Source organism: Enterovibrio nigricans DSM 22720 (assembly GCF_900167155.1).
GTDB lineage: Bacteria > Pseudomonadota > Gammaproteobacteria > Enterobacterales > Vibrionaceae > Enterovibrio > Enterovibrio nigricans.
This window is the reverse complement of the sequence record NZ_FUXU01000021.1, coordinates 1-19,048: the sequence shown is the minus strand read 5'-3', so window position 1 is coordinate 19,048 and position 19,048 is coordinate 1. Positions and strand designations below refer to the sequence as shown.

General features: G+C 47.3%; 21 protein-coding genes and 1 other RNA gene. 12 read left to right on the top strand and 10 right to left on the bottom strand.

Translation table 11 applies throughout. The features are described from left to right. Window positions 1-106 precede the first annotated feature (106 nt). Complete coding sequence (locus B5D35_RS09800) at window positions 107-430, top strand: DUF1244 domain-containing protein (RefSeq protein WP_078752405.1); 324 nt, start codon at window positions 107-109, stop codon at window positions 428-430. Window positions 431-456: 26 nt separating this feature from the next. On the opposite strand, the gene B5D35_RS09795 is transcribed toward B5D35_RS09800, so the two are convergent. Next, on the bottom strand, window positions 457-969 hold the full coding sequence (locus B5D35_RS09795; RefSeq protein ID WP_078752404.1) for a peptide-methionine (S)-S-oxide reductase: 513 nt from the start codon (window positions 967-969) through the stop codon (window positions 457-459). A gap of 539 nt (window positions 970-1,508) precedes the next feature. Here B5D35_RS09795 and B5D35_RS09785 point away from each other — a divergent pair. Next, on the top strand, window positions 1,509-1,868 hold the full coding sequence (locus tag B5D35_RS09785; RefSeq protein ID WP_157828408.1) for a DUF805 domain-containing protein: 360 nt from the start codon (window positions 1,509-1,511) through the stop codon (window positions 1,866-1,868). Between the two features lie 60 nt (window positions 1,869-1,928). Here B5D35_RS09785 and queC read toward each other — a convergent pair whose 3' ends face one another. From queC to B5D35_RS09770, 3 genes are all read right to left on the bottom strand, one after another. Further along, window positions 1,929-2,615, bottom strand: a complete 687-nt coding sequence (queC, locus tag B5D35_RS09780; protein ID WP_078752401.1) for a 7-cyano-7-deazaguanine synthase QueC — start codon at window positions 2,613-2,615, stop codon at window positions 1,929-1,931. Window positions 2,616-2,709: 94 nt separating this feature from the next. Further along, window positions 2,710-3,105 carry a hypothetical protein gene (locus B5D35_RS09775; RefSeq protein WP_078752400.1) on the bottom strand — a complete coding sequence of 132 codons (396 nt, stop codon included), beginning with the start codon at window positions 3,103-3,105 and terminating at the stop codon, window positions 2,710-2,712. Then, window positions 3,105-3,560, bottom strand: coding sequence for a cupin domain-containing protein (locus B5D35_RS09770; RefSeq protein WP_078752399.1), 456 nt, complete (start codon window positions 3,558-3,560; stop codon window positions 3,105-3,107). Before B5D35_RS09770 ends, B5D35_RS09775 begins: the two co-directional genes overlap by 1 nt. A gap of 117 nt (window positions 3,561-3,677) precedes the next feature. On the opposite strand from B5D35_RS09770, the gene B5D35_RS09765 reads away from it, so the two are divergent. Continuing rightward, the gene (locus B5D35_RS09765; protein WP_078752398.1) at window positions 3,678-4,247 is read left to right on the top strand and encodes a TetR/AcrR family transcriptional regulator; all 570 of its coding nucleotides are present in this window, start codon (window positions 3,678-3,680) and stop codon (window positions 4,245-4,247) included. A 33-nt stretch (window positions 4,248-4,280) separates the two neighbouring features. Here B5D35_RS09765 and B5D35_RS09760 read toward each other — a convergent pair whose 3' ends face one another. The 3 genes from B5D35_RS09760 to B5D35_RS09750 form a co-directional block, all read right to left on the bottom strand. Further along, the gene (locus B5D35_RS09760; protein WP_078752397.1) at window positions 4,281-5,780 is read right to left on the bottom strand and encodes a sulfatase family protein; all 1,500 of its coding nucleotides are present in this window, start codon (window positions 5,778-5,780) and stop codon (window positions 4,281-4,283) included. A gap of 55 nt (window positions 5,781-5,835) precedes the next feature. Then, the gene (locus tag B5D35_RS09755) at window positions 5,836-6,921 is read right to left on the bottom strand and encodes an anaerobic sulfatase maturase (RefSeq protein WP_078752396.1); all 1,086 of its coding nucleotides are present in this window, start codon (window positions 6,919-6,921) and stop codon (window positions 5,836-5,838) included. A gap of 301 nt (window positions 6,922-7,222) precedes the next feature. Next, complete coding sequence (locus B5D35_RS09750; RefSeq protein WP_078752395.1) at window positions 7,223-8,299, bottom strand: PLP-dependent cysteine synthase family protein; 1,077 nt, start codon at window positions 8,297-8,299, stop codon at window positions 7,223-7,225. A 190-nt stretch (window positions 8,300-8,489) separates the two neighbouring features. Here B5D35_RS09750 and B5D35_RS09745 point away from each other — a divergent pair, with 190 nt between their 5' ends. From B5D35_RS09745 to B5D35_RS09730, 4 genes are all read left to right on the top strand, one after another. Continuing rightward, the gene (locus B5D35_RS09745) at window positions 8,490-8,954 is read left to right on the top strand and encodes an Lrp/AsnC family transcriptional regulator (protein ID WP_078752394.1); all 465 of its coding nucleotides are present in this window, start codon (window positions 8,490-8,492) and stop codon (window positions 8,952-8,954) included. Window positions 8,955-9,031: 77 nt separating this feature from the next. After that, entirely contained in the window at window positions 9,032-10,774 is a 1,743-nt protein-coding gene (locus B5D35_RS09740) for an ABC transporter transmembrane domain-containing protein (protein ID WP_078752393.1), read from the top strand. After that, entirely contained in the window at window positions 10,774-12,552 is a 1,779-nt protein-coding gene (locus B5D35_RS09735; protein WP_078752392.1) for an ABC transporter transmembrane domain-containing protein, read from the top strand. The genes B5D35_RS09740 and B5D35_RS09735 overlap by 1 nt, the downstream gene beginning before the upstream one ends. 53 nt (window positions 12,553-12,605) lie before the next feature. Continuing rightward, complete coding sequence (locus B5D35_RS09730; protein WP_244556552.1) at window positions 12,606-13,241, top strand: helix-turn-helix domain-containing protein; 636 nt, start codon at window positions 12,606-12,608, stop codon at window positions 13,239-13,241. An 18-nt stretch (window positions 13,242-13,259) separates the two neighbouring features. Here the strand turns inward: B5D35_RS09730 and B5D35_RS09725 are convergent, their stop codons facing one another. Then, the gene (locus B5D35_RS09725) at window positions 13,260-13,646 is read right to left on the bottom strand and encodes a VOC family protein (RefSeq protein WP_244556551.1); all 387 of its coding nucleotides are present in this window, start codon (window positions 13,644-13,646) and stop codon (window positions 13,260-13,262) included. Between the two features lie 192 nt (window positions 13,647-13,838). On the opposite strand from B5D35_RS09725, the gene B5D35_RS09720 reads away from it, so the two are divergent. After that, the gene (locus tag B5D35_RS09720; protein WP_101210432.1) at window positions 13,839-14,048 is read left to right on the top strand and encodes a hypothetical protein; all 210 of its coding nucleotides are present in this window, start codon (window positions 13,839-13,841) and stop codon (window positions 14,046-14,048) included. Between the two features lie 30 nt (window positions 14,049-14,078). Here the strand turns inward: B5D35_RS09720 and tesB are convergent, their stop codons facing one another. Beyond that, entirely contained in the window at window positions 14,079-14,954 is an 876-nt protein-coding gene (tesB, locus tag B5D35_RS09715; protein WP_078752389.1) for an acyl-CoA thioesterase II, read from the bottom strand. 226 nt (window positions 14,955-15,180) lie between these two features. Here tesB and B5D35_RS09710 point away from each other — a divergent pair, with 226 nt between their 5' ends. Beyond that, on the top strand, window positions 15,181-15,600 hold the full coding sequence (locus B5D35_RS09710) for a YbaY family lipoprotein (protein ID WP_078752388.1): 420 nt from the start codon (window positions 15,181-15,183) through the stop codon (window positions 15,598-15,600). Here the strand turns inward: B5D35_RS09710 and B5D35_RS09705 are convergent. Then, window positions 15,597-15,908 (bottom strand): MGMT family protein, encoded by a 312-nt coding sequence (locus B5D35_RS09705; protein ID WP_078752438.1) that lies wholly within the window; start codon window positions 15,906-15,908, stop codon window positions 15,597-15,599. The genes B5D35_RS09710 and B5D35_RS09705 overlap by 4 nt on opposite strands. A 160-nt stretch (window positions 15,909-16,068) precedes the next feature. Between B5D35_RS09705 and B5D35_RS09700 the strand changes: the two genes are divergently transcribed. The 3 genes from B5D35_RS09700 to B5D35_RS09690 all read left to right on the top strand — a co-directional run bounded on the left by B5D35_RS09700 (window position 16,069) and on the right by B5D35_RS09690 (window position 19,010). Further along, window positions 16,069-16,797: a VP0952 family biofilm-associated protein gene (locus tag B5D35_RS09700; RefSeq protein ID WP_078752387.1), complete on the top strand. Its 729-nt coding sequence runs from the start codon at window positions 16,069-16,071 to the stop codon at window positions 16,795-16,797. A 135-nt stretch (window positions 16,798-16,932) separates the two neighbouring features. Further along, an RNA gene (ffs, locus tag B5D35_RS09695) (signal recognition particle sRNA small type) lies at window positions 16,933-17,029 on the top strand. A gap of 574 nt (window positions 17,030-17,603) precedes the next feature. After that, entirely contained in the window at window positions 17,604-19,010 is a 1,407-nt protein-coding gene (locus tag B5D35_RS09690; RefSeq protein ID WP_078752386.1) for an FAD-binding protein, read from the top strand. Window positions 19,011-19,048 lie beyond the last annotated feature (38 nt).

Genomic DNA, 19,048 nt, shown 5'->3' with positions numbered 1-19,048 from the left:
TAATATTGAATGCCAGCCTCTGAAAAGGGGCTGGCATTTTCTTTATGGATCTTGCAACCACTGGTATGGTTATCGGGTAAACCAAAAACAATACAGGAAGAAAGTCATGTCAGAGAAATTGACGCAAGAACAACAAGATCAACTGGATGCTGCGACATTCCGTCGTTTTCTGTCGCACCTCGACAACAACAAAGATGTGCAAAACATCGATCTAATGATCTTGGCGGACTTTTGTCGTAACTGCCTTGGCAAATGGTACAAAGCGGAAGCAGACAAGCTGGGTGTGGACGTGAGCGATGACGAAGCACGTGAACGCGTTTATGGCATGCCTTACAGCGAGTGGAAAGCCAACCACCAAACGCCAGCATCTGATGAGCAAATGGCTGCGTACAACGCACGTCAGGAAGCGAAAAAGAACAAGCAAGCGTGATTTGAAAAGCACCCTAGGGTGCTTTTTTATTTCCTTGTCAGCGTACCCTGTAAGAACGCCATGGCATTTGTGGTTAGCAGGTGAGGGTGGCTCAATGCGAGTGCCTGCAATTTTGGCAAAATGGTCCCTTGGCAAAAAGGTTTCTCTGTTTGCCGCCAGAAATAATTCTGTTGTGCGCGTTTAGTCGGGTAGAAGGCAGCAAAGGGACGAACCTCGGTTACTACGGGCAAATCAAACGCTTTTGCACCTGCCTCCAAGGCAGCAGTAACAAGTTTGGTGTCGTTGGCGGATACGGGGTAAATCGCACTCGGGTATTTTTGTCTGCTGCTGTGGTTTGCGGTACATGCATGTGTCGCTAAGTGGGCACTTACCACATCTTTCAAAGTGATGGATGATAAGTCCACGAAACAAAGTACGGCTTCACAGTCAGGCCCAACGTTTGTTTTAACAAACCCTTGCTCGACACGGCTGATGCCTTTCAATGAACGTAAAACTGCTTCCATACACCAATAGCATGTTCCGCTGACCGCAATATACATCCGATTATTCCTCTGTCTCTGGGTTAGATAAAACCGGAAGAGTGTTTGAGATCTTTCGTGAAAAAGGAGGCTGAGTGCTTTGCGTGAAAGGTGAGGACTGTTTTGTGTTCAAAAGGGCTACGCTACAATTGGACTATGTTCGCGTTCAGAGCACTGATTCCGTTGCCAAACAATACAAAAAATCGGTATCTGTGATACTGCTTCACCGCACGTTTATGCTTATTTCAAGCTTATCGCAAAAACGAAAAACCACAGGCGTTGTTGGTATTCCATCTAGCTGTTAAACAAGACATATTTTCTTATTCACTGGTATATTTCTGCCGCTGAAGTAATAGCCAAGTTGCATCTTACGTTTCTGTCATACCTGTTTTTTTCATCTGTTGACGGCAGCCGACACTGTATCAACTAACAATGCAGCGGGTGCACCGAGTTTATCGCTTCGCAGTTTTGCTTTATTGAAGCCGCTTAGGCGCTTTTACATCATGAAATGTAAAGGTGGAGTGTGCATAAATCATCAATTTCGGACAATGGGAAGAAAAGTGAAAGACGTACTGTTTTCATTCAAAGGGCGCATCAGCCGTAAAAAGTTTTGGTTAGGCATGTTAGTCATGCTTATTCAAAATATTGCTATGTTCGTTGCTTTATCTATGACGTTTAACATGGAAACGAATATGCCATCCACCGCTGGGTTTGTGATTCTCGCTATCACTATGGTGCTCAGTATTTGGGAAGCAATGGCCCTGTATATCAAGCGTCTTCACGATCGTAGTAAGAGCGGTTGGTGGGTATTAATTGGCTTGGTGCCAGTTATCGGTTGCATTTGGTTGTTGATTGACTGTGGTTTCTTGAAAGGTGTTGAAGGCACTAACCACTTTGGTGCGAACCCGAAACTGGCATAATCAGCGCAATAAAAAACGGCAAAAACACAGGTGGTTTTTGCCGTTTTCTTTTAAGAAGGATTACTGAATTTTACTGTTCAGATCAGCCATCACGCAGTCTTTGTCATGAAGATAGCTATCCAACCCTTTCTGGCGCAAGTCGCACGCGGGGCAATCACCACAGCCGCTGCCAATCACACCGTTGTAGCAGGTGAGAGTTTGGTCGCGAACGAAGTCCAACTTGCCGTATTTATCCGCCAATGCCCATGTTTCTGCTTTGTTCAGCCACATCAGTGGTGTGCGGATTTCCAATTGACGATCCATACCTAGCACCAGTGCATTGTTCATCGCCTGGACAAAGTCGTTGCGGCAATCTGGGTAGCCAGAAAAGTCCGTTTCACACACGCCCGTGATCACGGTTTCCGCGCCTAACTGATAGGCATAAATACCCGCCAGTGTCAGGAACAGAATGTTACGGCCCGGCACGAAAGAGTTAGGCAGACCATTTTCCTGTAACTCGTGAGAAACTGGAATGTTGTCACGGGTCAGCGAGCTGATCGCAAGCTCATTCAATAGGCCAACATCCATCACTTTGTGCGAGGTGGCACCCAGTGCTTTGGCGACGTCACATGCCACGTCGATTTCTTGCTTGTGGCGTTGGTTATAGTCGAACGTAATACAGTGTACTTCGTCAAACTCAGACAGAGCCTGAATCAGGCATGTTGTTGAGTCTTGGCCACCACTGAAGACGACTACCGCTTTTTTCATGGCTAAATCCTTAACCGGAGAGTTCATTTGCTTGTGGCGAAGTGTACCTCAACTAAACGTGCAGCTCTATGTGTGGACAGATTCCAAGAAGTGCCTATTGGTAACACTGCCCTGAAAGTGGCACTCTAAACTCGCAGTGTGAAATGTTGTTTGGGCAGGTAAGTATCGTCCCTTGCTCTTCTTCCGGTTTGATTTGGAAAAGAGAAAGCACGTCTTCCTTATCCCTGTCTGCTACGCGGTAAAAGATCTGTTCGTAATGAACGACAATCGAGCCGTCAGCATGACGCAGAAAGACTTGATTATCTGAACCTTCATTCCCGGTGCCTTCTCGAATTTGCAAGCAATAACCCACGGCATTGCTAAAACCGTCACCGCAACTGCTGTATGCGGTGATGAGAAGATCATGCTGTTTAATACCTTTCAAAGATAAATCTACTTTTTCGCGGTTTGCGACAATGCGCTGATACAAAGCTTTGTAATCCATAAGCATTACCACTCCACAGGCAGATTGACACCTCGACCGTCTTCAATGGTGTTGGTATTTACCGACTTCCCCATTTTTACTTGAAACGTTGCATAGTAAAGCGGCGTGTCGGAGAGGTTACGCCAACAGCGAACACCCTGCGGGGCGATACGAACTACGGAACCTGTCTTTGCTTCAAAGCGTTGATCATCAACACGAAACTCTGCGTGTCCATCGAGGATGATGTAGACCTCCTCATGCTCAATATGCGTGTGATGAAAAGGCATGGAAGTATTCGGTGGAAGTTTGTTTAACGACAGAATGCCACCAGTCATCCCGAGAGCTTGGCTAATAAACACTTTACCTTCGACATCGACGGGAAGGGCGTCGTGCGTAAACGTGAAGTTACCGATGTTGTTGAGTTCACCCGCCGATATGGCTGTATGGTTTTCTCCCTTTGAAAGGGTGCTTAAATCGCTCATGGTCTTTCCTCCTGAAAGGTTGTGTGTGATCGCATTGCGATCAACGACTTCGTATTCCTGTCAGTGAAAAGGGTAAAGTGTCTGACTATATGTTCAACATAATATTTTGAGTGATATATGCCGTGGCCTGAATCGCGTAAAGCGCAGACGAAAACCCGAATTTTATGCAGTGCCATCAAGCTGTTTGCTGAAAAGGGATTCAATAACGTTTCGCTTGGTGAAATCATGAAAGATGCCAAGCTCACCCATGGTGCCTTTTATGCGCACTTCGATTCCAAACAGTCGTTATACAAAGAAGCCGTTGTTGTTGCGAAGGATTCAAGCCCTCTGGGAGTGGCGGCAAAGCAACCAGAAGTACGTTTAGAGCTCAGCGATATTCTTGGTTTTTACCTTTCAGAAGGGCATGTTGAACAGCGAATATCACCTTGCCCGCTGGCGGCTTTTGCTACGGACGTTTCGCATCAAGAAAGTGAAATTAAACAGTCCTATACGCAGGTTTTTCAGGGGCTTCTTAGTGTTCTGGAGTCAAAGATTGAGGGAGATGACGGGCAGAAGCAGAGTGCCGCGAAAGCGATTGCTGCGATGATGATTGGCGGCGTGGTCGTGTCACGGGCCCTAGACGATAAAGCACTGGTAAAAGATTTGCTGGAAGCCTGTGTGACACATGCCGCTTCCATTTCTGAATAAGCCCCGACAGTTTCCCATCGGGGCTTGGCAGAATTACGCTTTAGGCTTTGCGTAGTGGTTTAGCAGAATGTTGTCGCTTTCAATGTCCTTGCGGTATTCCGCGTACGCTTTGGTCATGGCTTCCAGCTTGCCTTTGTACTCAGCTTTACCAATCAAGTTGAACACTTCGTACGGATCCTGCTCGATGTTGAACAGGTACTTGCCTTTGCCGTCACGGTCAACGATTAGCTTGTAATCGTCGATACGCACTGCGTATTCGTTGATTGGATCGTCTTGATACGGCATGTCGATGGTCCAAACCATTGGGTTGGTACGCGCAACTTCTTTGCCTTCAAAGGTATCCGTGATGGATACACCGTCGATCACACGGTCAGTCGGCAGATCAAAGCCGATCATTGTGGACAACGTAGGTACCACATCCAAACCGTAAACAGGCTCATGAGATTGTGACGCTGCGTTGATGCCAGGGCCCGCCATGATCATAGGAACGCGGATACCGCCTTCAAACAGGTTGTCTTTACGGCCGCGCAGACCGCCAGTTTCCCCCGCCATGTTCAGTTCCCAAGGCTTACGCGCTTCGCGGGTTACAGGGCCATTGTCTGACGAGAACAGGAAGATGGTGTTGTCGTATTCGCCCATCTCTTTTAGCTGGGCGACGATACGGCCAACCTGCGCATCCATGTAAGTGATGTTGGCGTAGTATTCGCCTTGACCACGGTAAGGCTGACCTTTCCAATCCCAGTGGTAAAGGTCTGGGTTTTCTTTGGCGAATTCAGTGATGTGGTCACTGTACATGTCCAAGTATTCTTTTGGCGATGCAATTGGGGTGTGTACTTCCGGGAACGGCACGTACAGGAAGAACGGGTCTTCTTTGTTGATGCTGCTCAGCCACTCGATAGATTCATCGGCAACTACGCCACCTGCAAAATCATGGGTTTCGCCAACAGGCTTGCCGTTACGAATGAAGTTGTCTGGGTAAATCTTACCGTGGCGCAGGCTGCCGTCTGCACGTGGTTTTTCTACTTTTGCGTTTTTCTGCCAACCCGCGTACATCGCGAACGAGTAGTCAAAGCCCAGATCTGCCGCTTGCGGGTGTTCGGTCATGTGCGCGCCACCATTTAGGTGCACTTTACCCATCAATGCCGTGTTGTAGCCTTCGTCTTTTAACATGTGAGCCAGCGTGCGCTCGCCCCAGCCGATGTGTACGTTTTGGCTGTCAGGGATCCAAGAACGAATACCGGTACGGTAAGGCGTACGACCCGTCAGCAGACCTGCACGAGAAGGCGAACAGAGTGGAGCGGGTGCATAGTACTGGGTGAACTTGATACCTTCTTGCGCCAGTTTGTCGATGTTTGGCGTTTTCACGATTTGGTGACCGTACGACGCAAGGTCGCCATAGCCCAAATCGTCTACATAGAAAATCACAACGTTTGGCTTTTCAGCCGTTTTCGCGGGTGTTGCAGGGTTACTGGCACACGCAGTTGTCGCCAGCGCAGCGAGTGCAATCGCACTAGCAAGTTTGGTTTTTCTCATTGTTTTCACTCTTAGTATTCAGCGGCCCTTTCAATAAAAAAGAGCATCACGTTATTTAAAGGAGGTTGTTTACGATGTACTTCATGGTGTTTTGGGTGTTCTTGAAGAAGGTCTTATAGGACTGACAAAGGTGGTTGGAGCCGTCTGGTTTCGTGTGTTTCGGACAGCCGCCATTGCACACAGACAGGAACTCACATTTTTGGCAGTACTGGGTACTGCGAAGAGACAGAAAAGCCTGATGCTTTTGGCTCGTCGCAGCATCGGAGAAGGTGGTTTCGGCAATATTGCCCAGTTGGTATTTATCCTCGACATAGTGGTCGCAGGAGTAGACCGCGCCGTTGGATTCTATGACAAAAGGCGAGCCACATTCTTTGTTGTGAAAGCAAATCAGCGGGTAGCCGTTAGCGTGCGATGACATGGCACTTTCAAAGTTCATCACGAACATAAAGCCGATATCGCCTTCGACCCACTCTTTAAATACGTCAGTCAGGAAGGTACCGAAACCTTTTTCAGGGACGGTAAAACCGAGCGGTTTGCCTTTGTGATAGGCGACAATAGGAATGAACTGAATGAAGCGTGCACCCATCTGTTTGATGTTGTTGTACACCTGCTTGCCTTTGTTCCAGTTGGCACTGTTAACGGTGCAGAGCACGTTGTATTCCACGCCTGCCTCATTAAACATCTGAACGGTTTGTTTCACTTTTTGGTAGGTATCGCCACCAGAAAGGGTAATGCGGTATTTATCGTGTGCCGCTTGTGTACCATCAAGCGAAATACCGACTAAGAATTGGTTCTCTTTTAGAAATGCGACCCATTGCTTATTGATAGCGATGCCATTGGTTTGCAGTGAGTTAGTAATCACTTTCCCGTTGGCGTACTTCTGCTGTAAGGCAACGGCTTTACGGAAGAAATCGAGTCCGGCCAAAGTAGGTTCGCCACCCTGCCAGACAAAACTCACCTGAGGCGCGTTAGCGTCCTCAATGTATTGTTGAACAAAGCGTTCTAGCGTCTCGTCCGACATGCATTCTGTCGGTTTACTGGAAAGGGATTCCGCCGTGCCAAGGTAAAAGCAGTACTCGCACTTTAGGTTGCATTTATCACTGACAGGCTTTGCCATAACGGTGAAGTTATTAGCATTCATGGGGTGTTCCTTATTCTTTTTATTGTTGCGAACGCGCGTTTTTCTGTTGCGAATCGTCAGGCAGTAACCCTGAAAAAATTGCGTGAACTTATAGCGTGTAAACGTTTGCGCAGAAATGGTTTTTTTGCGGAACTGTGTGAAAGGTCAATAAGTTATTTTGTTGAGAAAGGATATGTCTGACAAACTGGTTTAAAGAAGGTGGAAAGTTAGATATATGCTTGATGAAGATAATGAATCGTTGGATTTTTGGGTACAAAAAAGCGCACCGATGTGCGCTTTTTGAAACCTATTTGGCTTGTGATTACCCGTTAAATTTATTCAGGTAATCCAACGTTGGGTAAATGTCACCAATGTTCTCGGCAACCCAGTTGTCGTCGAAATGGGTATCCAGATAACGGTCACCGCTGTCACACAACAAGGTAACCAGCGAGCCTTTTTCGCCGTTTGCTTTCATCTCTTCAGCGAGCTTCAAGACGCCAAACAAATTAGTGCCGGTAGACGGGCCCGCTTTGCGGCCCAGAATGCCTTCCAGCCAGTGCACTGTCGCAACACTGTCAATATCAGCGATGGTTTCCATGCGGTCGATGACGCCAGGAATAAAACTTGGCTCGACGCGTGGTCGACCAATGCCTTCGATTTTGCCGCCGCGATCCAACGTCAGTGTCGCGTCACCGGTTTTGTAGAATTCGTGAAATACGGAGTTTTCAGGATCTACTGCCATCAATTGCGTTTGGTGACAACGGTAGCGAATGAAACGGCCAATGGTTGCAGACGTGCCGCCTGTGCCCGGGCTCATAACAATCCAGCGAGGTACAGGGTAACGCTCATACGTCATTTGGCTGAAAATGCTGTTAGCAATGTTGTTATTGCTGCGCCAGTCCGTTGCGCGTTCTGCGTACGTGAATTGATCCATGTAGTGACCGTTTAACTCTTCGGCCAAACGGCGAGATTCCGCGTAAATCTCGTCTGAACGTTCAACGAAATGCGCTTCACCGCCGTAGAATTGGATTTGTTCGATTTTCTTTTTCGCTGTGGTTTTTGGCACAACGGCGATGAATCTTAATCCTAGCAAGCGAGCAAAGTAGGCTTCAGAAATGGCGGTGCTGCCAGATGAAGATTCAATGATAGTGGTGTCTTTGTTAATCCAACCGTTACACAAACCGTAGAGAAAAAGTGAGCGTGCAAGGCGGTGCTTCAGGCTGCCCGTTGGGTGTGTGCTTTCATCTTTCAGATAGATGTCGATATCGCACGCTTCGAAGTACGGCAGATCCAGTTTGATGAGGTGCGTGTCGGCAGAGCGTTGTACATCAGCCTCAATTTTACGAATTGCTTCGCAAGTCCAGTCAGCGGGGGAAGCAGAACAGCATGTCGTTGTCATTATTATGGGTTCTCTCAATAGGCGTAGGGATAGGATTACTATAAGTGCTTGTTAAGAGGATTTTTTTGCTATTTTTTGGCGAAAAATGCGTCTTTGTGGAAAAAGTATGCTTAAAAAGGCTTAGAAAAGAAAAATATTTCCCTCTACTATGGTTAGGTGGAATATTTATCCTTTTTATGGCCTTACTCCAATGACAATTTCACTAGATAAAGTCGATCGACAATTGCTTGACTGGTTGCAACGAGATGCTTCATTGTCGTTGTCTGAACTCGCTGAGCACGTCAATCTCACCACCACGCCATGTTGGAAGCGTTTGAAACGTTTAGAAGAGTGCGGCGTTTTACGTAAGCGTGTGGCCTTGTTAGACCCAGAAGCTTTGGGGCTGTCGTTTACTGCGTTTGTACACATCAAAACCTCTGATCATTCAGAGGCGTGGTATCGCAAGTTTGTGGATGCTGTGACACCCTTTCCCGAAGTGATGGAGTGCTACCGCATGGCTGGCGAATACGATTACATGATGAAGGTGCAAGTGGCTGATATGGCGGCTTACGACCGTTTCTATAAAAAACTGGTGAACAGCATTGAAGGACTGACCAACGTGACGTCCACCTTTGCGATGGAACCGCTAAAGTACACGACAGCGTTGCCTTTGTAACAAACAGCAAATAACAGCAATTGAAATCAGGCAAGACATAGACCTGATGAGTAACGTAGTCGCGCAAGGGAGGATGGATGCGCATATTTCTAGAGCTAGGTTGGTTTTTTAAGATGGCGTGGAAACGTTATCTTGGTGCGATCATTATCTTTTTCTTTGTCGCGGGGTTTGAACTGATTCCACCCAAAGCAATTGGCTGGCTGGTGGACGGCGTAATGGCTGGCGATATCCATCGTAACCAGATGCTGCTGATCCTTGGTGCACTCATTCTTCTTTGGGTTTTCGTTTACCTTCTTCGCATTGTGTGGCGTATCTGGCTATTTGGTGCCGCAGCAGAGCTGGGTACTGTGCTACGTGACAAACTGTATCGTCATTTCACCACGCACGCGCCCCCGTTCTTTGACCGTTATCGAACGGGTGATTTGATGGCGCGCTCCACCAATGACGTCAAAGCAGTGGTGATGACCGCGGGCGAGGGTGTTCTCACGCTGGCGGATTCGCTTATCACTGGCTTCGCTGTTCTTATCGTCATGACCACCCTCATGAGTTGGGAGCTGACCCTGTTAGCACTGGCCCCAATGCCCGTGATGGCGATTCTTGTGAACCGCTTTGGAGAGCAATTGCATCATCGATTCACTGCCTCTCAAGCGGCGTTTTCCTCACTTTCCGATGAAACACAATCGTCGCTTAATGGCATTCGGATGATCCGTGCATTTGGTTTGGAATCACAGCAAATCGATCGCTTCAATGCCGTAGCGGATGATACGGGCAAAAAGAACATGGACGTCGCGAAAGTGGATGCCATGTTTGATCCTGTGATTTATATCACCATCGGTGCGTCCTTCTTCTGCTCAATCAGTGGTGGTGGCTACATGGTAGCCCACGGCATGATGACATTGGGGGAACTAACCGCTTTTACGCTCTATCAGGGCTTGATGATTTGGCCAATGCTGGCGGTGGCGTGGCTGTTTAATATCATTGAACGTGGCTCTGCTGCGTGGAAGCGCATCAAAGAGATCTTGGATACCACGCCGGATTTGGTGGACGGTGAAGCCAGTCTGCCAGACAGCAAAGAAACGCTTTCTATCAATGTTGATCAATTCACTTGGCGCGGTCACGACCTGCCTGCATTGCGTGATATCTCGATTACCTTACCGCCAGGGAAAGTGTTAGGTATTGCGGGCCCCGTGGGGAGTGGAAAAACCACGCTTCTCTCGCTGATGCTGAGGTTTGAAGACCCCGTACAGGGACGTTTGCAGTATGGCGATATCGATCTTCGCGATCTTAGGCTCGGGGATTGGCGCGGCAAATTGGCGGTTGTGACCCAAACGCCGTTTCTGTTTTCCAGAAGCATTGCGGACAATATTGCGTTAGGTAAGCCTGATGCAACGCGAGAAGAAATTCGTGCTGCTGCCGCGCTTGCCTGTATTGACGAAGATATCATGCAGTTCAGGGAAGGTTACGACACCTTGGTCGGTGAAAAAGGGATTACGCTGTCAGGCGGGCAAAAGCAGCGTATCTCGATTGCGCGAGCTTTACTTTTGGATGCAGAGATTCTGGTGCTTGATGACGCGCTCTCCGCCGTTGATGGGCGCACTGAACACCACATTCTGAAAAATTTACATGATAGGGCGAAGGATCAAACAACCGTGGTGATAGCACACAGGCTGTCAGCACTTGAGTCGGCAGACGAAATAATTGTTTTGCAAAAAGGCCATATTGAAGAGCGGGGTCGCCATAAGGAACTGCTCGTGGCGAACGGTTGGTACGCAGAAATGCAGCGTTACCAACAACTTGAACAAGCATTGGAGGAGGCGTAATGAGTAAACGCGAAACCTTGAAACGCCTTCTGAGTTATTTGTTGGGAGACAAGGCGTCGTTTGCTACTGCGGTGGTATTTCTGTTATGTGCTGTTGTGGCCGATGTGAGCGGACCTTGGCTGATCCGTATCTTCTTAGATGATTACGTCGCGAAAGATAGTTATCCGCCGACCATGCTTTGGGCGTTAGCGGTAGGGTATATCAGCGTCACCATTTTGTCGGGTTTTCTGCATTACGCCTACGGTATTCGTTTTAGTCGTATTGCCATCGATATTGTTCAGACTATTCGTAAAAAGGTCTACGCCAGCATAATCAATCAACCTTTATCGGCGTTTGATTATGTGCCAGCAGGTAAGCTGGTTTCACGCGTAACCAATGATACGGAGTCACTGAAAGAACTATACGTGCAGGTGGTCGCCAGCTTCTTGCAGGCCAGTACGCTGATCGTTGCCATGCTAACAGCGATGTACTTTTTGAGCCCACAATTGACCATTGTCGTTGCTGTTCTTATTCCTACCGTGGTTTTGGTGATGTACTACTACCAACGTCGCTCGTCTACTGTGTTTCGTGACTCACGAGATTTGTTGACCGACATTAACTCCGTAATGAGCGAGTCGATCCAGGGCATGAGCCTTATCCAGGTAATGGGTCAGGAGCAGCGTTTTTCTGAGCGTTTCGCGTCTTTGACGGATCAGCATTTCACGGCTGAAGTAAAGATCGTCAAGATCAACGGTATCTTCCTTCGTCCTCTCATCGATTTGTTGTCAGGTATTGCACTGGTTTCGTTGGCGGCGATTTTCGGCTGGACAGGCAGCGAAGTCATTGGCGTGGGTGTGCTCTATGCCTTTATTAGCTATTTGGGGCGTGTGACAGAGCCATTGATTGAACTGATGCAGCGATTGTCATTGCTGCAACAAGCGATCATGGCAGGCGAACGTCTGTTTGAGCTGATGGATGCGAAAGCGCACGAGTATGGTGATGATGACCGCGTGTTAGACTCCGGCGATATTGCGATAACCGATCTTCAATTTAGCTATGACGGTAAAACGCAGATACTGAACAACATCAACGTTTCCGTCAAAGAAGGTGAATTCCTTGCGCTGGTTGGGCACACCGGAAGCGGGAAAAGTACGTTGGCCTCGCTACTCATGGGTTTTTACCCTGTTCAACAGGGGGATATCGCGTTGGGTGGAAGGGCATTGTCGTCGTTTTCTCAACGCGCGCTACGTTCAGGGATTGCCATGGTGCAACAGGATCCACACGTCTTGTCTGATTCGTTCCGAGAGAACGTGACGTTAGGACGCAAGGTGACCGATGAGCAAGTGTGGAAAGCGCTAGAGCAGGTTGATTTGGCCGAGTATGTGCAGCAATTGCCCGAGCAACTGGATACGCCTATTGGTGTGGGAGAAATCACCTTGTCAGCGGGGCAGAAACAGCTTCTTGCGTTGGCGCGCGTGTTGGTAGAAAAACCGAAGATCCTGATTTTGGATGAGGCGACAGCTAATATTGATTCAGGGACGGAAGAGCGGGTTCAAAAAGCCCTGACCGTGCTGCGCCAATCCATGACCATTGTGGTGATTGCCCACCGTTTGTCGACCATCGCAGACGCGGACCACATTATGGTGCTTCATCATGGTCATGTTGAAGAGCAGGGTACGCATCAAGCACTCTTGGCACAAAAAGGGCGCTACTGGCAGATGTACCAACTTCAGCAAACCCGAGCGCACCTTAAAGAGATAGAACACGCGTGTGCTGAAGCAGGGCAAGGTATCTGCTGATAAATACAGTGTCCGTGGTGCCTAAACGTACAAGGTAAGCGAGGAAGATAAACGTGGCTATCGAACCTGCAGTGATTGATATTTGGCAATCGTCGGTCAGTGAAGCGCAAACTTTCAGCGTTGTACCCGATGGCTGTCGGGATGTCATTCTCACCACAACGGAGCAGGGTGCGTGTTCAGTCCATGTTTCTCCGCTTTACGCAAACACCTTGAATGTTCAAATGACCCCAGGGATGACAATGCTGGGCTATCGTCTTGCGCCAGGGGCATTTATTGATGAAAGTAGACTGATTTGTGCGCTTACGGAATCGTCGCAAGATATTGAAGACAAAGTGGGTGTGTATACCCACATTTGTCCCGATATTTCTGAAATACTTGAAAGTATTCGACATCATCAAGGGAGGGCTTCGTTACTCGCCGTAAAATTGGGCGTGAGTGAAAGAACGCTGCAGAGGCATTTAACACGCCATACTGGAATATCGCCCGTTTTCTGGATGCAACTGACCCGAGTAAGACAAAGTGCGAAATCGATTGGAAGTGGATGCCCATTGGTGGATGTTGCTTGCGACTGGGGATATTCCGATCAAGCGCACTTAACCCGTGAAATCAAACGTTGGTTTGGGGTAACACCCGGAGAGTTGAAAGTTCGTCAAGACTTGCTCAGTCAGCTTCATTCTCCGGGGTATTAATCCGAATCATGACTCGGGTTACTGTCCAGCCGCCGTGCAAAGCTCAATCAGAGTACCGTTGATATCTCTAACGTACGCGGTAGTTTGCCCCCATGGCATTTCCTCCACGCCTTGAACTAACTCAGCGCCTGCGTCTATCGCCTTTTCCAACTGCGCTTTTACGTCACAGGTTTCAAATGCAATTTCAAAACTCGGGGAATGCGTGTCCAGACCTTTGGGGTTTTTACCTAATGACGTCATTAACGCCATGGAAGAAAACGCCAATTTTGTTTCACCAGTTGCCAACTCACCATAATCGCCACTTTCGTGAATGAAGCCGCGCGTTAGGCCAAACGCATTCTCATAAAACGACAGGGTCAGTTCGACATTCTCAACGTACAAAATGGTATAGCGAAATTTCATCATCCTATCCTTGCTGGTTTTTTCTTAGCCTAGCGACGATGACTTTTTCAGTATTGAATATTTACGACAACCTGCATTATTAGCGTGTGCTAGATCTTGAGTATCTAAAACGACAAGGTCATTGCCATGAGACTGTTTTCACTTCTTATCTTGGTTTTCACATCTGTGTGCGTCGCTGAAACGGAGGCGCCCCCTATGACGCTGCAATCAGACCCGTTACCGACGTTATCGCAAGAGCCGGGTGCTGCTACGGTACCTGAGGCGGTAGCGGATTACCCACTGGATAAATACGAAACGCAGGGGGATTCAAACGGGCAGAAGTTGGACGGTCTGGAAGCGATTGCAGACAACGAGCAAAGCCAAAATCGAAGGGACAATGAGGAATTGGCAGATCTGCCCAAATGATACTCCCCGCAAGGGCGGGGAGTATCTGAGCTAGGATTGAGGGTGCTGTGTTTTATAGCGCATTAACCCTTCTTGTACTGCAGACGCGACAAGCTCACCAAGCTGGTTGTAAATCTCACCGCGAACTAAACCGCGAGAGCCGCTTGCGGACGGGCTATCGATAGCAAACAGCAGCCACTCATCCATGCGGAATTCTCGGTGGAACCACATCGCATGGTCGATTGTGGCGACTTTAAGCTTTGGCGTCATCACAGATACGCCATGCGGTTGCAATGCTGTTGTGAGGAATCCCCAGTCGGAGGCATAGGCCAGTAAGTATTGGTGGATTCGCAGATCGTCATCCATTTTTCCGTTGGCTCGGATCCACAGATATTGCTTGGCGTCGGTTTTTTGAGGTTTTAACGGGTTAACAATGCTAACCGGGCGCACTTCGATAGGGCGCTCTCCCCCGAAAATTTCCAGTAGCTTTTCCGGTAAATGTTGTGCGATGGAATCAACGAGTTGCTTTTCAGACATCAAACCATCAGGGCCTGCCACCTGTGGCATGCTTGATTGGTGTTCAAACCCGGGCTCGTTTTTGTGGTAAGAGGCCGTGAGATAGAAAATGGGCTGACCGTATTGAATCGCTTTTACTCGTCGAGTGCTGAAACTGCCGCCATCACGAAGATTTTCAACGTCATAGACAATCGGTTTTTCCGGATCGCCGGGTCTTAGGAAATAACTGTGAAAGGAGTGGACAAAGCGGTCGCCTTTGACCGTTCCTTTAGCGGCGGAAAGCGCCTGTCCAATGACTTGTCCTCCGTAAACTTGAGGCAAGCCCAAGTTCTCGCTTTGACCACGATAAATTCCTTCTTCGATTTGTTCTAGCTTGAGTAGCGTTAACAACTCTTCAAGTTTTGTGCTCATAAATCCTCTGACACACACAGATTGCATAAATTGACAAAGAAATGACATATTCCTCTCAATTTATCCATTAATTATTTGGAATCTAGACGTTAATATACCAGCGCTAGAGTGACTCAGTGTGAAAACCTGTGATCTTAAACCCACAAATTAGTCGTGGGATTTTATTCAATCCTGTTACACTAATGTTAGTTTTGTCTATACAGCGTAGAAGTTGGAGTTTGATACCATGAATAAGGTGTTTTTCGGTTTTTTTGCGGCACTGTCGCTGCTTGCATTCACAGCATGCAGTAACTTCATGGAAGATGGAGACATGGCAAATATTCAAGGTGATGTGTACTACCTTCAGCGCATTGCATTGCCAGATAATGCAAAGCTTACGGTAACCTTGGCGGATGTGTCATTGGCTGATGCGCCAATGGACGTGATTAGCAGTCAATCGTATATCACGGAGGGGCAGCAGGTTCCGCTAGCCTTTAACCTGAGCTATTCACCGTCAGAGATTAAGCCTAACCACACTTATAACGTGAGTGCGAGAATCGAAGTAGATGGTCAACTCATGTTTATCAGTGACACGGCATATAACGTTATTACTGATCCAAACAGTACCACCAACGTAAGGATCCAAGTCGTTAGCGCAATGCGTTAATTCGGCTCACCATCCCAACGAAAACGGCGCATAGAAATGGCGCCGTTTTCTTTTACCTCAACACCATCCTCTAACAACTTCTCTCTCTGAACGGCAAACCTCTCGCCAGTCAGTGAAATCATTCCTTTCGCATTCACCACCCGAAACCAAGGCAGACGGCTATCCTTGGGTAAGGAACCCAACAGTTTACCCACGTGACGAGCATGCCGAGGATAACCCGCGATTTTTGCGACATCACCGTAAGTTGTTACTTTTCCTTGAGGAATCTGTGCCAATACGGCATAGATTTGCAGGTCAAAATTAGGCATATTTAAAGCAGTCATCGTATCGAACGGGCAAAAAAAAGTAATAACAATCATACCAAGTGTGCACGAAGAAAGAGAAAAGAATGGGCTTTTGTTTCCCATTACACACTTAGGTAGGAAAAAAGCACATGATGTCGGCATAGAAGCGCAAGGAGGTGTGGCTATGTGGTATTCGACAATGCTCATGATAACGTCAGCCGTTATGGTCGTAGGGGCTGCACTCTCGCTTGCCATCACCGATGGCAATATTCCCTTAATTGCGTTCGTCATTCCAGCGCTGTTCTTTGCTCGCGGCGGCATTGCAGTCTGGATCCTTGCAGTGGGTCTTGTTGGTTTTGGTGTGGTAACGCCGGATCAACCTATCTCTATTTCACTCAGCCTATGGATGATTTTACCCGCGCTTGTTCTTATCACTGGCGTGAAGCGCAATTGGCAAGTGTCCGTCCTCGTTATTTCTGTGATTATTGCGATGGAATGTGGCTTGCTGGCGCTGCAAAGTGATCAGAAACTTGGTGGCGCGATGAGTTACACCTTGATGCAGATACTCTATGTGGTCATGGTTTGGATATCGGTGTATTTCTGGAAACCCGTTAAAGTGAGCTGGTGGCCTGCCGTGCTTATTCTTGCGTTATTGGCAGGAGGATGGGAGCACGGTGCACTGCTTGCATTTTGTGGCAGCGTATTGGCGTTGGCACTCCAAGAGCTGTATCGAATCGGCGGCGAAGAACGTGGTGATAAACTGAGTGTTATTCTCCCCGCGATTGCATTTGCAACCATTGTCGTTATTCCTGATTTCAGCGTACCTAACCCCGTGTTCGTGGCATGGCTGCTGTCTCTTACCATTGCTTGGCTGGGGGATTATCTGATTAACACGGAAAATGAAGAGGAGTAGGCGGGTAAAATCTCGCCACTTGATTCGTGAAACCCCGATAACCCCTTGCATTGGTCGCGGCCATCCCACATAATGCGCTCGAACCAACGGTTTCTTTCTAAAGAAATTTTAGGTGTATCAAATCTATGGAGGCCTCCTTGGTCCTCCCGCAACACTAACTTGTGAACTGGGTCAGATCCGGAAGGAAGCAGCCCGCGCTTGGGACGTGTGTGCCGGGATGTGGCTGGGGAGGCTTCCACCCATCTAGCGTTTGTAAAATCCCCCGCGTTACCTCAATATTTTAAACAATAATTCTTTTTATCTGTGATGCGTAAAAAACACTTTGTACAATAGTTGATTCTAATTATTTAGTGGATGATATTTATTGCTACTTTGATGCGAATTAATTCAAGTGAAATAAAGTGAGGATGGGTAAATAGGCGCGAATGCCGATATCGTTATCAACGATTGATCCACCATAACTCCTTTCTCTATTCGCACTTTGTTACAGTGATATTAAATAAGCATAAAGAAATTAAACTGTTACATTTACGACATCTATGAACAATACTAAGTGTGATGTGCCCCCGTATAGTTCATGATTTAAAATGATTGTCCGAATATGTTCTTTGTTGCCCATCGAGAGGCGTCTCATCGTAGATTGTGATGATTTATATTTTAATTATTCTAAGTTTTAGAATGATTAAAATGTAACTATAGTTTCAATATCAAAGTGAACGTTATTAAACCTCATTTTAAGTAGTGCTATTTGAAAGCGATATAACCATTTTACCATTATCCTGTTGTTAACATGGTGGTATTGCATAATGAGTAACTACGTAAAAATAGACAAAGACAGTAATAACTGGCCCGGTAGCGATCGTGGTTTTAACCAGCGATTTGTCCTTGATGAAAGTAATATTGGAGCGGGCACAAACAAGGGCGTATATGTTGTTACAACCGCCCAAGATGTTGTTGATGCATTAAACACTGCGAATAGTAACCACGACATTATCCCTGGTGATATAAGAGTGGTCAGTGGTGGCCACTGTTATGAGAACTTCGTTTTTGAAAATGGAACGACATCGTCGAAAGTGATCGTTGATATGAGTACCATGAGTGGCACACGTATCGAAATGATTGAGGGTAAAAAATACCTCGTAGTTGAGCCTGGAGTGGGGAACTGGGATGCGCAACACACCTTGTTCTCACTGTTTGGAAAGGCTTTACCGGGTGGCTCGTGTTATTCGGTCTGTGCGGGAGGGCATGTCTCTGGCGGGGGCTATGGTTTGCTGTCACGGTTGCATGGATTGACCGTGGATTACTTATCGGGTGTCGACATCGTCGTAAACCGTACAGGGACATTTGAGTTACTTAAATATACGCCTTCATTGATGGACAGTGTGGAACCAAATTCAGCAACGCCTCGCGATCTTATTTGGGCGAGCAAAGGTGGCGGTGGTGGTCAATTCGGTGTTATTACTGCCTACTATTTTGAGTTTGATAAGCTTCCAAACTCTCCAGAATATGCGATGTATGAAGCCGCGACCATTCCTTGGAAAGATCTCGATTCTCCTGAATTATTACGCGATTTTATAAACACATACAGAACCGCGTGCTTGGAATTACCTTTGCAGGGGTTCACGCTGGGTAAGCTGAATTGGAATGGTGTTGATAACAAAGGTATCGAGCATGGAAATGACATTGTTATCCTGATTCAAGTTGTCTACGGGGATAGCACATCTCATTCAAAGGCCAATGGTGGTGTAGATGTCGTGGCGATAGACAGAGCGACTGCGAAGGCAGCGATTGAAAAGTTCTTTAGTCATTTTGAAAATGCCCGTTTTCTCAAGACCACGCGAAGCGGCCGAAAGGGTTCAGTGGCAAATTTGGCGGGTCACCCTGTCAATGCTGTCATTCCACAAGGTGAGATTCATGATTTACCATGGATTGATGTCACTCAGGCATTGAATGGCTCAGGTGACAATCAGAATGGGAAATATAAATCAGCCAATATGAAAGAGTCTTTCACTCTTACTGAAGCAACGGGATTATATAATTTCCTAAGAACAATTCCTGAAAGTATCGATCCAACTATTGTGGATATCGATGAATTAAAGCAAACGATTGTTCAAATTGACTCTTATGGCGGCCAGATCAACGAAATGGACACCGTCGGAAACAATTCTAACAGGCTTTGTTGCTTAATTCGGTTGGAAGACATGGCAGCCTAAAGTTGTTCGGTTCTTAAGCAATATACTGAGTTTCAGGC